Here is a 15,088-nt window from a genome sequence, read left to right on the forward strand (position 1 = left end):
CGGGAGGTGAGCAAGCAGGACATGGGGGGAAGCGAGCGATAGACTATACGCGCGCTTGGCCCGGATGCCAAAACTTTTAAACGGATGAGTATCTAAAACCTGAGTTCACTTGAACTGTTCATCTTTCCCTCCTCAGCGGCCAAGGGCAACGGAGACGCTTTGGTTCGTAGTCATTTGCTATCAGCTGATCGCCATCGAAACCGACGCCGGACAGCATTGCTGCTCGGCCTGCTGGTGTGTGTCGGGTGGCCGCTCTCCGCCCTGGCGATCCCGTTGCAGGTCGAAGGGGCGCCCTCTGATCTGGAGGAGAATATCCGCCTCCACCTCTCGAAGTGGGACCAGTTACCGGCTCAGGATGTGGAGGAGGTGCGCGATACGGTCCAACCGACGGTTACCGAAGCACTCCAGGCCCTGGGCTACTACCGTGCCGAGGTCGAGTACGGGTTGGACGGCGAAAGCTTGATCCTGAACGTGGCCCCGGGCCCCCGCGTACGCTGGGGCGAGGTGGATATCCAGGTTCTTCGTGACGGCGAGCCTTCGAATGCTCTGTTCCGCGAGCAGATCGCATCCCACCCGTTTCGGCCCGGGCAGCCCTTCAGCCATCAAACCTACGAAAACTACAAGAGCGAGCTCCTCAGCTTTGCCACCCGTCAGGGCTATCTGGACGCCCGGCTGGTCCGCAACCGCTTGCGGATCAACCCGCAAATCCAGGAGGCGGAGGTGATCCTCCACGCGGAACTGGGTGATCGCTACTCGATTGTCGATGCCACCTTCAGCGAAAGCCGCTTGCGCCCGGAGCTGGTACAAGGCATTGCCCAGGTCCCCGACGGAAGCTGGTACAGCGCGGACCTGGTCGGCGAAATCTACAACCGCTTGCTGAACAGCGGCTACTTCGCCGGGGTGAATATCACCGTCGATACCCAGGCTCCAGACCGTGCTTACCTGCACATCGAGCTGGAAGACCTCGCCCGGCACAGGGTCTCCACCGGCGTGGGTTTCGGGACCGACATCGGGGCATGGGTGAAGCTGCGCTGGGAGCGACCCGCCCTGAACGATCGAGGCCACAACCTGCTGGCTGAACTGCGCCTGTCCCAGGTCTCCCAGGAAGTCTTCACCCAGTACAAGATCCCGCGCGGCCATCCGCAGAATGAATTTGTGAGCTGGGACAACGGCTGGCGCCAGCAGGACATCGAGGGCGTGGAAACCGAGGTGTTCACCACGGGCCTGTCCTACCATCGGGTCTATGGCGAGAGCTGGCGCTACAGCCTGCACGTGGACCTGGAGAACGAGACCTCCCGCATCGGCGACGAGCCCGAGCAGGATACTTCCTACGTGATCCCCAGTGTGCGCCTTTCCCGCCGCTTCTTCTCAGGCGATGCAGCAGACCCCAACTTCGGCTACCGATACTGGTTGCACCTGGCCACGAGTGACGACAGCCTCGGGTCGGACACGGACTTTCACCGCATCAATTCAGGCGTCAACACCCTGTTCACCTTCTTCGAGCGGCACAGTTTGCTGGGCCGGATCGAATACGGGCGGATTGAAACCGATGAATTCGGACGGACTCCCGTTTCCCAGCGCTTCTACACCGGGGGTGATCAAAGTGTGCGGGGCTTCGACTTCGAAAGCATTGCGCCCCGGGAGCCGGACGGAGACCTGATCGGCGGCCAGCGCCTGAACGTGGCAAGTCTTGAGTATCGCTACCGATTCCTGCCAACCTGGCAAGCCGCGGTCTTTGTGGATACCGGGCGTTCCTACCTGGATGAGAACTTCGAGAGCGACCTGAGCGGCACATTCGTGGCGGCGGACCGGGGTGAGGATTACCGGACCGGAGCGGGCCTGGGGGTCCGGTGGCGATCGCCGGTGGGATTCATCGCCTTCGACGTGGCGGCTCCGGTGGACGACCCTCTGGAGAGCGGCGTGCGCGTCCATTTGTACCTGGGAACGCCCCTATGAGCAAACGCATCCCCCGGTGGCTCCGGTGGATCCTGATCCCGGTGGGCCTGCTGCTGATCCTCTACCTGCTGGTCTATGGTTTGCTCACATCCGGGGCGGTGAGTCGCTTTGCGCTGCAAAAGGCGAGCGATGCTGTACCCGCCCTTTCTTTCAGCCGTGTGGAGGGGAGCCTGGCGGGAGGACTGGTGTTCGACCTGAGCTATTCCACACCGGAGCTCGCCGTGATGGTGGAACAGGGTGAACTGGAGCTTCGGCTGGATTGCTTGTGGCAAGCAGCTCTTTGCATCCGGCAGCTGCACCTGGCCGGACTGGAGATCCAACTGAGTGCCGAAGAAGCCGAGGAGGAGGCAAGTGACGCCGAACCCGGGGAAGAGACGACCCTTCCGGACATCCAGTTGCCGGTCGAGGTATTTTTGGAGTCCCTGCGAATCGGTAACCTGGCCGTGACCCGGGGCAGTGATGTCGTGTACCAGCTGGAAGATCTGGACGCTGCCCTCGGCTGGCGGGAGAGCACTCTGGACCTGGAACACCTGCTCGCCCGTGACTCCTGGTGCCGATGGGCCATGGAGGGGGAGCTTACCTTCATCAACCGCTATCCGCTGAGTGCGAACCTCGGTTGCGAGTCTGTGGGAGGCTTCGGAGAAGCCACCGCAGAGCTGAGTGGTGACCTCCGCAAGGTGGCGCTGGAACTCGCTGCCCGCGTGGAATCGAACCTGAGTCCAGAGCCGGTTCCCGTCCATCTCTCGCTGAGCCTGGAGCCGCTCAACCCCGATCTTCCCGCTCGTCTCCAGCTGACCACACCTGCGCCGGTTGTGATCGAGGCGGGCGAACAGAGCCTGCGCCTGGCGAGTAGCGATGTTACGGCCGCCGGGCCCTTGCTCAGCCCCGCGATTACCGCAGCGCTCACTTTTGAAAGCCCTCACTGGAATGGGCTCAATAACCTGCAGCTCCGGGCGCGGGCCTCCACCGAGGCGCTGGAGGTGGACAGTGTTCGCCTGCAATTACCGGATGGCGAGTTTACGGCCAGCGGGCGGCTTGAATACGTGGACGATCTGGCCTGGGAGGCGAACCTGGACTGGGAAGGAGTTGGGCTGGCGCAGTTCTCCGAGTTGCTCAGCGGTGAACTGCAAGGACAGCTTTCAACGCGGGGGGGCTTTTCCGCCGGGCGCCTCCTTGCGGAGCTGACGCTCCCCGAGGTGTCCGGGACGGTTCTGGAGCGTCCCTTCGCGGCGACCGGCGCGCTGAGTTACGAAGAGGGCAATCTGGCGATCCGTTCCCTGAACCTGCGCCAGGGGGACAATCGTGTGGACCTGACCGGAGAAATAAGCACCACCGGCCCGCTGGACGTCCGCCTGGGTATTGATGCTCCACAGCTCGCCGCGTTTATTCCCCGGGATCTGGGTGCAGAGCTTGCCGGTGCCGCTTCCGGTGACCTGAGAGTATTCGGCGACCTGGACAATCCGGCCGTCGCCAGCAACCTGCAACTGCGAGAGGTTCGCTATGGCGACGTGGGCGTGGCGCAAGCCGACCTGGTACTCCAGTGGCCGGGCTTGGACGAGGGGCCCGGAGAGCTGGACCTGCGTCTGGATGACCTGGCTGCGGGAGGGCTCGTGGCCGCGAATCTGCGATTGCAGGGGCAGGGCGGCGCCCGGGACCACGCGCTGAATCTGGCCATTGAAGGTTTGCACGACCACCGGGACAAGCAGTTGCAATTGCAGTGCAGTGGTGGCTTCTACCCGGGTACAGCCGATCCATGGGAACAATGGCGCGGTCAGTGCGAGGAGTTGCAGCTTCAGTTTGCGCAACCGGACTCCCAGGTCTGGGCGCTGGAATCTCCGGTCCGAATCGACCTGCGCCCCGGGGAACCGCGGCTCGAGGCTTCCGCGTTCTGCCTGCGGAGCGCCGATGCCAGCCTGTGCAGCGAAGCGGATATCCGTTTCGCCGGGGGCGCGCTGGCCCCCGTTCAGATCATCGGACAGCAACTGCCCTGGGAGTGGTTGCAGCCCTTCCTTCCCGGCGAGGATCTACGCATCCAGGGGGACTGGCAACTGGCCTTCCGCGGCGAAGATGTTCTGGCCGCGCCACGTTTGGAGGCGACCATCACCAGTACTGATCTCGGTCTTCGCCTGGCAGAGGACTCGCTCGCGATCCGTGACCTTGAACTGGGGTGGCAAATGGATGCCGGCGACCATCGGGCTACGTGGCGCCTTGAAAGTGAGCGCAGCGGGGCCAGCGAGGGGGAGCTGAGCCTGCGCGACCAGGAGCTTGTGGGCCGGGCCACCATTACCGCCCTGCAGCTTGCGGATTACGCCCAGTTATTCGTGCCGCCGGAAACCACTCTGCGGGGGGTAATCAACTCCGAGCTGGCGGTCTCCGGTCAGCTCGAGGCGCCGGTCCTCAACGGCAGATTCGAACTGCAGGATGGGTTTTTCAACAACGAAGTCTTGCCGGTTCCGGTGGAGGACATCGAGCTGCTCCTGCAACTGGCCGACAACCAGGCTACGGCGACCGGCCAATTCCGGGCAGCGGACAGTGATGGCCAAATAGGCGGGGATTTTCGCTGGGGCGGCCAGGATTGGTCGGGGCGACTGACCGTCGCCGCGGAGCCCCTGGCTCTGGAGCCCCAGCCGGACATGCAGGTCCGCGTAGCACCGGACCTCAGCTTCAGTTTTGCCCCGGGCCAACTGACGATCGCCGGCGAGCTGAAGGTACCGGAGGCGCAAATCGAGATCAGCGAGTTGCCGGAATCTGCGGTGGCCGTGTCCTCCGACGCGGTGATCGTCGGCGATCAGCAGGCGCAGGAGGACGGCGCCCCTCTGGCGATAACAGTGGACTTGTCGGTCCTTTTGGGGGATCAGGTCTATTTCGAGGGTTTCGGGCTGGAGACGCGCATCACCGGCAGTCTCCGCCTGCAACAGCAGGGGAGCGACATGATGCGCGCCACCGGGAAGATACAGCTCGCGGAGGGCCGCTACGACGCTTATGGACAGAACCTGGAGATTCGCAGCGGTGACCTGGTCTTCGTAGGGGACATCGACAACCCCCAGTTACGGGTGGAAGCGGTGCGGGCGGACACCCCGGAAGATACGGTCGTAGGGCTCCGCGCATCGGGCCCCGCGCGCGACCCACAGGTAGCCCTGTTCTCAAATCCCGATATGCCGCAACAAGCGCAGCTCAGTTATCTGCTGACCGGGAACCCGCCCGGGGCGGACGTGGAAACGGACCCGTCGGTGGCCGCCGCTGAAGCGGCGCTGAGCTACGCTCTGGAATCGGATCTGGGCACGGGCATCACCCGCCGGGCGGGAGCGGCGCTGGGAATCGAGGATCTTCAGGTCACCGCAGGTGCTACCGACGCCGGCACGCAAATCGGTTTAAGCGGCTACATCACCCCCAACCTTCTTGTTCGCTACGGAGTGGGGGTGTTTGATGCGATCAACACTCTTACCCTGCGGTACCAACTCACCCGCAGTGTCTATCTCGAGGCGATCAGCGGCGAGAGCAGCGATGTGGGGGTGATGTGGTCCTTCGAGCGCGACTAGCAGCTTTCGCAATGGAGCAGGGAAGGCATTATGAGTCTGACGCATCCGCAGGCCCGAACAGATAATCGAGGAGGCGCCCCCGTGAATACGCCAAAGCGGTTCGCATCTCTGGTGCTGCAGTTCGAAGCGGACAAGGTCCGCCGCCTTCCGATCCGGGAGGTCAATCTCTCGGAGCCCCCGGAGGGGCTTCGCTGGGTCCATTTTTCGGGCGATGTGGAGCGCACCCGGGAATGGTTGCAACACAATTCGCCGCTCGACGGCAACCACATCGAGGCCCTGTGCAGCGCTTTTACCCGCCCCCGTCTGTTTGTGGACAGCGAGCGTAACTTTATGCTGACTCTGCGCACGGCGCGCACAACCGACAACGCTCCGCTGGAGTTCATGTCGCTGCGGGTCTGGACCCGCAACAAGCAACTGATCTCCGTTTCGCTCAAGCCCACGGAAATAATTGCCGATTTTGTCACCCACCTCCACGTGCAACGCAAGTCGGTGGTGTCCGCCGAGCAACTGGTTCTGGAGCTGTGTCAGTTCGTCACCCGGGAATTTACCCAACAGGTGCACCTGCTGGACGAACACGTGGAACGCCTCGAAGACAGTTGGGAGCAGAACGATCGCGTGGATATTGATGAACTGCTCGTGGCCCGCCAGCGGATCTCCCGCATCAGCCGCTATCTCGCTCCACAACTGGAAGCGCTCCAGAGGACCGAGGAGGTATTCGGGGAAACCGAAATGCCCAAGGCGCTGAAGAAGCGCTACCAGGACGGTTGGCGCGAGGTCACCAACCGGGTACGCCGCGACCTGGAAGCCTTGACGGAAATGCGTGAGCGGGTGGCCATTCTCAGTGATACACTACAGCAGGCCAGCAACGAGCGGATCACCCGGATCATGTACGCCCTTTCGATCGTTGCCACCTTCTTCCTCCCCCTGACCTTCGTGACCGGGCTGCTGGGGATGAACGTGGCCGGGATACCCGCAAGTGAAAGCCCGCTCGCCTTCTGGGCTGTCTGCGGTTTGATGGTTTTGATCGCCGTGTTACAGCTGATCATGTTCAAACGCTGGCATTGGCTCCGTTAGCGGACGATATCGGCGGGGGCGGGCTCATCGGCCTGTCAGTATTCAACGAAGTTTAAGGGCTTTTTTGTGCACATCGCCATTCTCTCGCGCAATCGCAAATTGTATTCAACGCGCCGGCTGGTCGAAGCGGCGAAAAATCGTGGCCACGAGGTTCGTGTCATCGATACGCTGTCCTGCTACATGGACATTACCTCGGACAAGCCGGCGGTCTGGTACAAGGACGAAAAGTTGCCCCGCTTCGATGCTGTAATTCCCCGCATTGGAGCATCCATCACCAACTACGGGATGGCAGTAATCCGTCAGTTCGAGATGATGGGGGTGTACTGCCTCACCGAGTCCGTCGCTCTTGGCCGCTCCAGGGACAAACTGCGGGCTCACCAGCTCTTGTCCCGCAAAGGCCTGGGCATGCCCCACACCAGTTTTGCCCATGAAGTGCGCAACACCAAACACCTGATCAAACTGGTGGGTGGCACGCCGCTGGTTGTGAAACTGCTGGCTGGAACTCAGGGTCGCGGCGTCGTGCTCGCGGAAACCACCAAGGCAGCGGAGAGTGTGATCGAGGCCTTCCGTGAACTGAAGGCCGACTTCCTGGTGCAGGAGTTTATCAAGGAGGCCGGCGGCCGCGATGTGCGCTGCTTTGTCATCGGCCAGAAGGTGGTGGCTGCGATGCAACGCAGCGCCATGGAAGGGGAATTCCGTTCCAACCTGCACCGCGGCGGCAAAGCCGAGCTGACCAAGCTCACTCCTACCGAACGTCGCACGGCGATCAAAGCGGCGCAGACCATGGGGCTGCGCATCGCAGGTGTGGACATCCTCCGCTCTGAACGCGGCCCCCTTGTCATGGAGGTGAATTCCTCGCCCGGTCTCGAAGGTATCGAAGCGGCAACCAACAAGGACATTGCCGACCACATCATTCGCCATCTGGAGGAGAACGCTGCACCGAACAAGACCCGCACCCGGGGCAAGGGCTGACCGAAAAAACAAAGATTGGAGTTGCTGATGTCGCAAATCATATTGCACCACTATCCCGCATCACCGTTTGCGGAAAAAGTCCGCGCGATCCTGGGGTCCCGCAACCTGGCCTGGCGTTCGGTGCACATTCCGGCCGTGATGCCCAAACCGGACGTCGTTGCCCTGACCGGCGGTTACAGAAAAACGCCGATCCTCCAGATGGGCGCCGACGTCTACTGCGATACCGCATTGATCGCCCGAAAACTGGACGCGCTTTCCGACGAGGCGACCCTCTTCCCGGTGGAACACATGTTAACGGCGCAGTCCATTGCAACATGGGGAGACTCCATCCTGTTCCCCATTGCCGTAGCGCTGGTCTTCCAGCCGGCTGTCATTCAGCAGCGGTTCTCGAGTGAGGAAGAAGTGCAAACCTTTGTGGCGGATCGGGCCGCCCTGCGCAAGAACGGCCACCAGCGCCGCATCACACTGGCGGAAGCCAACACTGTATTCGATAACTGCTTGCGCGATTACAGCCGGCAGCTGGCCGATGGCCGCCAGTTTCTACTGGGGCCGGAACCCACCATCGCGGACTTTTCGGTCTATCACCCGTTGTGGTTCGTACGTAACGCAGCCATCGTTTCGCAGAAGTTTGCCCCCTATCCGGAAGTAATTGCCTGGATGGATCGCGTGGCGGCACTGGGCCATGGAAAATCCGAGGAGCTTTCGAGCACCGAGGCAATCGCCATTGCAAAAGCAGCGAACACCGTGGTTCGGCAAACAGGATCCGACCTGGAGGACATCGCGGTTGGCGATGCTGTGGAGGTTGCACCGGCGGATTACGGCATGGACCCCACCGGCGGCACTCTGCTTCTGGCGAACCACGAGGAGATCGTCGTGCAACGCAGGGACGAGCGGGCCGGTGAGGTGGCTGTACATTTTCCACGTTTTTGCTATTCGGTTCGCAAGTTGGACTAGCGGTGAAACCGGACGAAAAAAACAAGACGCTTCAGATCGGCGATTACGAGATCAAACCTGGCGAGCATCGCACCATCGAGCTGCCGCTTGCGGCCATGGTGACGCACAACGACGTGGAGATGACCGTTCACGTGGTCTCGGGGCGCAAGGCGGGCCCGGTGTTGTTCGTCAATGCGGCGATTCACGGTGACGAACTCAACGGTGTGGAGGTGATTCGACGCCTGCTTAAACAGCGCCAGCTCAACCGCCTGAGTGGAACGCTGATCGCCATTCCGATCGTCAACGTCTACGGTTTTCTCAACAACTCCCGATACCTGCCCGACGGTCGGGATCTGAACCGCAGTTTCCCGGGCAGCAGCAAAGGATCGCTGGCTGCCCGCATCGCGAATACCTTTTTCAACGAGATCGTTAAGACGTCCACTCATGGCATCGATCTGCATACCGGGGCGCGACACCGGGCCAACCTCCCGCAGCTGCGAGCTGACCTCAGCAACGACGAAGTAAAACGCATGGCCAGCGCGTTCGATGTGCCGGTCATTATCGACTCCAAAATTCGCGACGGTTCCCTGCGGCAAATGGGTGACGATGCGAACGTACCGGTGCTTCTCTATGAGGCCGGCGAAGCTCTCCGCTTCGACGAACTGTCGATTCGCGCCGGGGTGCGCGGCATCATCAACGTGATGCGGGAGTTGAAGATGCTCCCCCACAAGAAGCATCGCATCCTTAACAAGAAACCCATCATCTCGCGCAATACCACCTGGGTTCGCGCTCCTCACAGCGGCATTCTGCGCGCATTGGTCCCGCTCGGAGCGCGAGTGATGAAGGACGATGTGCTCGGTGTGATTGCCGACCCGCTGGGGGCCAGCGAGTACCACGTCATAGCGCACGACGAAGGGATCGTCATCGGCCGTACCTATATGCCTTTGGTACACGAGGGAGAGGCGCTGTTCCATCTGGCGCACTACGATGCCAAGTCGGAAAAGGTTTACAGCCAACTGGAAGCCTTTCAGGAACGCTATGAACCCGAACTCAATCCCGACGCTCCCTTCGACCCCCATAACGCACCCATTCAGTAACCGGGACGCCTGAAAACCGACAAAAAGTGTTGTGAAGTGTAAGGCGGCGGGCATTGGACGGCGTCGCCGGTGGTCCTGTGCGCCAAAATGGTTAAACTGAGGCTTTTGGACCCATCAACAATAAAGTGGAAATCATGAAATCAGCACTTCCCCTCGCGGCACTCGCCATGGCACTCAGCGTTGCCGGATGCACTCAGAACACGGCAACACCGCCCCCCACGCCCTACGGTGCGGCGGTCGACGATCGGCGGCTGCTGAATGCGGACGCGGAGCCCGGCTCCTGGATGAGCCATGGCCGTAGCTACGATGAACAGCGCTACAGCCCACTCGATCAGCTCGACGCCAGCACCGTGGGTCAGTTGGGGCTCGCCTGGTCTGCGGACATGACCACGAGCCGCGGGCAGGAAGCAACGCCCGTTGTGGTGGATGGCGCGCTCTATGTCACCACCGCCTGGAGCCATGTGAAAGCTTACGATGTGGCCACGGGCAATCTGCTGTGGGAATTTGATCCCGGAGTCGATCCCGCCAAGGGAGTCGACGCCTGCTGCGATGTGGTCAACCGTGGAGTCGCCGTGTGGAAGGGGAAGGTCTATTTCGGCACCCTCGACGGCCGGCTGATTGCGCTGGACTCACAAACCGGTGAGCTGGTCTGGGAGAAGATGACCGTCGACACCACCAAGCCCTATACCATTACGGGCGCGCCGCGCATCATTCGGGACAAGGTGATCATCGGCAATGGCGGCGCCGAGCTCGGCGTACGGGGCTATGTGTCCGCTTATGACGCCGAGACCGGTGAAATGGCTTGGCGCTTCTACACCATTCCCGGCAATCCGGCGGACGGCTTCGAACAGCCGGAGCTGGAAAAGGCGGCCGAAACCTGGAACGGCGAATGGTGGACAGAAGGCGGGGGCGGCACGGTCTGGGATTCCATGGCCTACGACCCGGAACTGGATTTGCTGTACATCGGGGTCGGTAATGGCTCGCCCTGGAATCAGCGTTACCGCAGCCCGGGTGGTGGCGACAACCTGTTTCTGTCCTCCATCGTGGCACTCGATCCCGACGACGGCAGCTACCAGTGGCACTACCAGACAACCCCGGGTGAAACCTGGGATTACACCGCGACCCAGCACATCATCGTTGCGGATCTGGAGATCGATGGCCGAGAGCGCCGTGTCATCATGCAGGCGCCCAAAAACGGCTTTTTCTATGTGCTCGATGCGAAGACCGGCGAGCTGATTTCCGCCGAGCCCTTCGCGCCAGTGAACTGGGCGACCCACGTGGACATGGAAACCGGCCGACCTGTGGAGGTGCGGGAAGCGCGCTTCGACAAGACCGGCAAACCCTTCATCGTGCAACCGGGTCCCCTGGGAGCGCACAACTGGCACCCCATGGCCTTCAACCCGGATACCGGGCTCGTCTACATCCCCGTCTGGGAGCAGGTGGCCGGTTATGCCACGGACGAGGAATTCGCACCTTCCGACCGGGGCTGGAATACGGGCACCGATTTCGCGGCAGGCGCCCGCATGCTGGCCGCCTCCCGTTCCAGTGTCCCCGAGGCCAAGGCCTACCTGCTGGCCTGGGACCCGGTGGCGCAAAAGGAAGTCTGGCGGGCGCCCCAGCCGACTCCCCGCAGTGTGGCCGGCGTTCTTACCACTGCCGGCAATCTGGTGTTCCAGGGCGATGCAGGAGGCTTCTTCAACGCCTATGACGCCACTACCGGTGAAAAACTCTGGTCGTTTAAGACCCAGGCAACGGTTGTCGCCTCCCCGTCGACGTTTCTGGTGGACGGCGAGCAACAGGTTGCCATTCTGGTAGGCGGCCGTGGTCTTCCCAAGAGCGGCCCCGGTGCCAGCGTGGCCACCACCCAGGCTTCCACCAACAACTCGCGTTTGCTGGTGTTCAAGCCCGGCGGTACCGCAGCGCTACCCGAAAGCCTGAACGACACTGAAACCGTCGTGGCTGAGGAAGAGACGCGCGAGGTACCCGCAGTCTTTGGGGATTATGAATTCGTCACCCAGGGCGAACAGGTTTACGGCCGCTTCTGCAGCGTTTGTCACGGCCCGGCTGCCACCAGCCCGGACACTGGCACCTTCCCCGATTTGCGTTTCAGTCAGCGGCTCGGTTCCAGGGACGCGTGGCATTCGGTGGTTATCGGCGGCGAGCTCACCAGCGGGGGCATGGTGAGTTTCAAGGAGCAGATCACTGCCGAGGATGCGGAAGCCATTCGTGCCTTCGTGGTCCGCGAAGCCAACCGCGATCAGTAGCAACGCCGTGCAGGCAGGCGCGCCGGTTCGACGGGCGCGGCTGCCTGCCAAATTGCGGCGAATGCCGGCAAACCCCTCTATAATGAATCCAACACTCGAGTTCGTTGACCAGGGGAAGTGAATCCCCGAGCAATGGAAGTGAACAATAACAACCACGGAAAAGGAGAAAGGAATGAGCGAATCCCTTCTGGGCCGCGTGGCCCGTCTGGTCAGTGGCACCTTCAACAGCATGGTGGACGCAGCCGAGAACGCTGCCCCTGATATTGTGGCGCGTCAGGCCATTGACGAGATCGACGGGGCCATCGACGAGGTGCGCGCGGAAATTGGCCGCAGGCAAGCCGCCCGACACAATGCCAACCGCGAGCTTCAGTCCCTGAACAAACGGGCCCAGGACCTCAAATCACAGATCCAGACCGCACTGCAAAGCGATCGCGAGGATCTCGCGCAAGCCGGTGCCGAAGAACTGGTGGGCATTGAAGACCGGATACCCATTATTGAAAGCCTGATTGCCGAAAGCCAGGACGAAGAGCAGGAACTGACCCGCTATTTGTCCGGGCTGCGCTCCAAGCGCGACGAAATGGAGCGGGATCTCCAGACCATTCGGCAACGCAATGTTGAAGAGCTTGTGCCGGCCGGAGCTCCCGGGGGCGCCGGAACCGCTTCCCTGGACCGACGAGTGGAAAAAGCAGGGGACGCCATTGCCCGCGTCAAGGGCGCTGCAACGGGAATTCCCGGCGGGCAGTCGGTTGATGCCTCCGCCCGCGCCGAACTGGAAGAGCTGCACCGCAAGAACCGGGTGGCGGAGCGGCTGGCGGCCTTGAAGAAGGAGAGCTGAAGTGCTCGACTTTCTTCTCGCCGATGCAAACACCGCTTTCAGTACCGCCCTCGCGCTCATGCTGATCATCGGAATCTTTGAAGGCCTGGGAACCGTTCTGGGCTTCGGCATCGGCAACATGCTGGACTCGCTGATTCCCGATTTTGAAGCCCCAGGCCATCTGGACGTGGCCGACGTCGGCTCTCACAGTGCCCTGTCCCGCTTTCTGGCCTGGCTGCGGGTCGGCAAGGTTCCCATTCTCATGCTGCTCGTGATCTGGCTGTTGGCCTTTGCCTGTGCGGGCTACCTGTTGAACTACCTGAGCCTGAGCAGCTTCGGCTTCCTGCTGCCGGGCGTGGTCACTGTTCCAGCTTCCATTGTTCTCGTTTTGCCGGTGGTCCGCATTGGCGCTGCCGGTCTGGAAGCCGTTCTGCCCGGCGACGAGACCCTCTCGGTTTCTCTCGACTCGCTGCTGGGGCGGGAAGCTGTCATTACCTTGGGGCAGGCGAGTAGCGGTCAGGCGGCAGAAGCGCGGGTTCGCGACCAGCACGGCAAGACCCACTACCTGATGGTGAGGGCGGAAGAGGGACTTGGCCCCTTCGGGCCGGGAGAGCCCCTGCTGCTCGTGCGTCGTCAGGGCAATGACTTCATTGTTATCAAAGCTGCTGCCACGGCTGGATAAAAAACAACACCACAAGGAAGAAGATCATGCAGAACCTTAACAACCTGTCTTTCATGCTGACGGTCGCAGGCGCATTCTTCGCCGCGCTTCTGATCATCGGAATGATTCTGGCGCGACTCTATACCCGCGCCAACAAGGAGCGCGCCTTTGTGCGTACCGGCTTTGGTGGTGAAAAGATCATCAAGGACGGTGGAGCCATTGTCCTTCCCGTACTGCACGAAATCATCTACGTGAACATGAATACCCTGCGGCTGGAAGTCCGTCGCTCCAACGAACAGGCGCTCATCACCAAGGATCGCCTGCGCGTGGACGTGACGGCAGAATTCTACGTACGGGTCAAGCCCAATAACGAATCCATCGCAACTGCCGCCCAAACTCTTGGAGCCCGCACCCAGCGACCGGAAGAACTGAAAGCCCTGGTGGAGGGCAAGTTCGTGGACGTTTTGCGTTCGGTGGCCGCGGGGATGACCATGGAGCAGCTCCACGAGGAACGGGTCTCGTTCGTACAGGAAGTGCAAAGCAGTTGCGCCGAGGACCTGTTCAAGAACGGCCTGGAACTGGAATCGGTGTCCCTCACTGGCCTGGACCAGACCGCCAAGGAGTTTTTCAACGCGGAGAACGCCTTCGATGCGGAGGGTCTGACCAAACTGACGGAACAACTGGAATCGCGCCGCAAGATTCGCAATGACATCGAGCAGGAAACCATGGTGGAAATTCAGTTGAAATCCACCGACGCTGCCAAACGCCAGTTGGCGATTCAGCAGGACGAAGAATTCGCGCGGCTGGATCAGGCGCAACAGATTGAAAACCGCCGTGCCGTTCAGCAAGCCGACATCGCCCGTGTTGCGGCTGAGCGGCGACGGGAGGCCGAGGAAGCGGACATCTCCACCAACCGCGCCGTGGAACTGGCGCGCATTGGTATGGAGGAAGAAACCCAGAACCGCGACATCGAGAAGAAGAAGCGGTTGTCCCTGTCAGAGCAGGATCAGAAGATCGCGGTGGCCGAGAAGTCCAAGGAGGAGTCCAGAGCCGCGGCAGAAGCCGACGAGGCGCGCGCCCAGGCCGTGGCGAAGGAGGAAGGCGTTGTCACCGTGCGGGAAACAGCGCGAGCGGAACGGGAGAAGCGCATCGTCGTCATCAAGGCCCAGGAAGCGGCCGAGCGGGAAGCTATCGGAGTCACGGTAGAAGCGGAAGCACGCAAGGCCGCCGCACAGGACGAGGCCGCGGCGATTCGAGTGACCTCCGAAGCGGAAGCCGGAGCCATCAAGGTCAAGGCGGAAGCCGAGGCGGAAGGTGCGCGCAAGCTGAACGAAGCCAAAAACCTGCTCAGCCCGGAACAGATCTCCTTTGCGGAAAAGTTGCAGCTCATCGAGCAGTTGCCACAAATCATGGAGCAGGCCATGAAGCCGGCAGAGAAGATCGACAGCATCAAGATCTTCGATATCAACGGCGCGCCGGGTTTCAGCAACACGGGCACCGGCACCGGCACCGGTTCAGCGTCCGCCGGCAACCTGTCGGATCAGTTGGTGAACGCCATGCTCAAGCACCGCGCCAACGTACCGTTGCTGGATTCCATTCTCAAGGAGGTGGGCCTGGAAAACCTCGATCCCCGGTCTATCGTCGACGGCAAGCTGTTCGAGGACAGCACCGATCTGCAGGAGGCCCGGGACCTGATCGATGCCGCGCGCAGCGCCGGGGACAGTGGCGCGGACGAGGAGAAAACCACCGAAGCGGATGCGTCCGCCGTTTAGGCATGC

At 61.7% G+C, this 15,088-nt stretch carries 10 protein-coding genes; all 10 read left to right on the forward strand.

Going from position 1 to position 15,088, the window contains the following annotated elements; genetic code table 11:
- Positions 1-159 precede the first annotated feature (159 nt).
- Positions 160-1,956, forward strand: coding sequence for an autotransporter assembly complex protein TamA (locus ACURWW_RS03010; protein ID WP_458618430.1), 1,797 nt, complete (start codon positions 160-162; stop codon positions 1,954-1,956).
- Positions 1,953-5,495, forward strand: a complete 3,543-nt coding sequence (locus ACURWW_RS03015) for a translocation/assembly module TamB domain-containing protein (protein ID WP_445615543.1) — start codon at positions 1,953-1,955, stop codon at positions 5,493-5,495. Before ACURWW_RS03010 ends, ACURWW_RS03015 begins: the two co-directional genes overlap by 4 nt.
- A gap of 81 nt (positions 5,496-5,576) precedes the next feature.
- Complete coding sequence (locus tag ACURWW_RS03020) at positions 5,577-6,569, forward strand: CorA family divalent cation transporter (protein WP_445615544.1); 993 nt, start codon at positions 5,577-5,579, stop codon at positions 6,567-6,569.
- A 66-nt stretch (positions 6,570-6,635) separates the two neighbouring features.
- Entirely contained in the window at positions 6,636-7,541 is a 906-nt protein-coding gene (rimK, locus tag ACURWW_RS03025; RefSeq protein WP_445615545.1) for a 30S ribosomal protein S6--L-glutamate ligase, read from the forward strand.
- A gap of 27 nt (positions 7,542-7,568) precedes the next feature.
- Positions 7,569-8,495, forward strand: a complete 927-nt coding sequence (locus ACURWW_RS03030; RefSeq protein ID WP_445615546.1) for a glutathione S-transferase family protein — start codon at positions 7,569-7,571, stop codon at positions 8,493-8,495.
- A gap of 2 nt (positions 8,496-8,497) precedes the next feature.
- Entirely contained in the window at positions 8,498-9,571 is a 1,074-nt protein-coding gene (locus ACURWW_RS03035) for a succinylglutamate desuccinylase/aspartoacylase family protein (RefSeq protein WP_445615547.1), read from the forward strand.
- A 134-nt stretch (positions 9,572-9,705) separates the two neighbouring features.
- Positions 9,706-11,835, forward strand: coding sequence for a PQQ-dependent dehydrogenase, methanol/ethanol family (locus tag ACURWW_RS03040; RefSeq protein ID WP_445615548.1), 2,130 nt, complete (start codon positions 9,706-9,708; stop codon positions 11,833-11,835).
- A gap of 172 nt (positions 11,836-12,007) precedes the next feature.
- Positions 12,008-12,670 carry a PspA/IM30 family protein gene (locus ACURWW_RS03045; RefSeq protein ID WP_445615549.1) on the forward strand — a complete coding sequence of 221 codons (663 nt, stop codon included), beginning with the start codon at positions 12,008-12,010 and terminating at the stop codon, positions 12,668-12,670.
- Position 12,671: 1 nt separating this feature from the next.
- Entirely contained in the window at positions 12,672-13,331 is a 660-nt protein-coding gene (locus ACURWW_RS03050) for a YqiJ family protein (protein ID WP_445615550.1), read from the forward strand.
- Between the two features lie 26 nt (positions 13,332-13,357).
- Entirely contained in the window at positions 13,358-15,082 is a 1,725-nt protein-coding gene (locus ACURWW_RS03055; RefSeq protein WP_445615551.1) for a flotillin family protein, read from the forward strand.
- Positions 15,083-15,088 lie beyond the last annotated feature (6 nt).

The sequence above is a fragment of the Gilvimarinus sp. F26214L genome (assembly GCF_054401055.1).

What these genes read in the sequence shown, in the direction of transcription:
- ACURWW_RS03015 (WP_445615543.1), top strand. Translation starts at nt 1,953, where the DNA reads ATGAGCAAACGCATCCCCCGGTGGCTCCGGTGGATCCTGATCCCGGTG.
- ACURWW_RS03030 (WP_445615546.1), top strand. Translation starts at nt 7,569, where the DNA reads ATGTCGCAAATCATATTGCACCACTATCCCGCATCACCGTTTGCGGAA.
- ACURWW_RS03040 (WP_445615548.1), top strand. Translation starts at nt 9,706, where the DNA reads ATGAAATCAGCACTTCCCCTCGCGGCACTCGCCATGGCACTCAGCGTT.
- ACURWW_RS03045 (WP_445615549.1), top strand. Translation starts at nt 12,008, where the DNA reads ATGAGCGAATCCCTTCTGGGCCGCGTGGCCCGTCTGGTCAGTGGCACC.
- ACURWW_RS03055 (WP_445615551.1), top strand. Translation starts at nt 13,358, where the DNA reads ATGCAGAACCTTAACAACCTGTCTTTCATGCTGACGGTCGCAGGCGCA.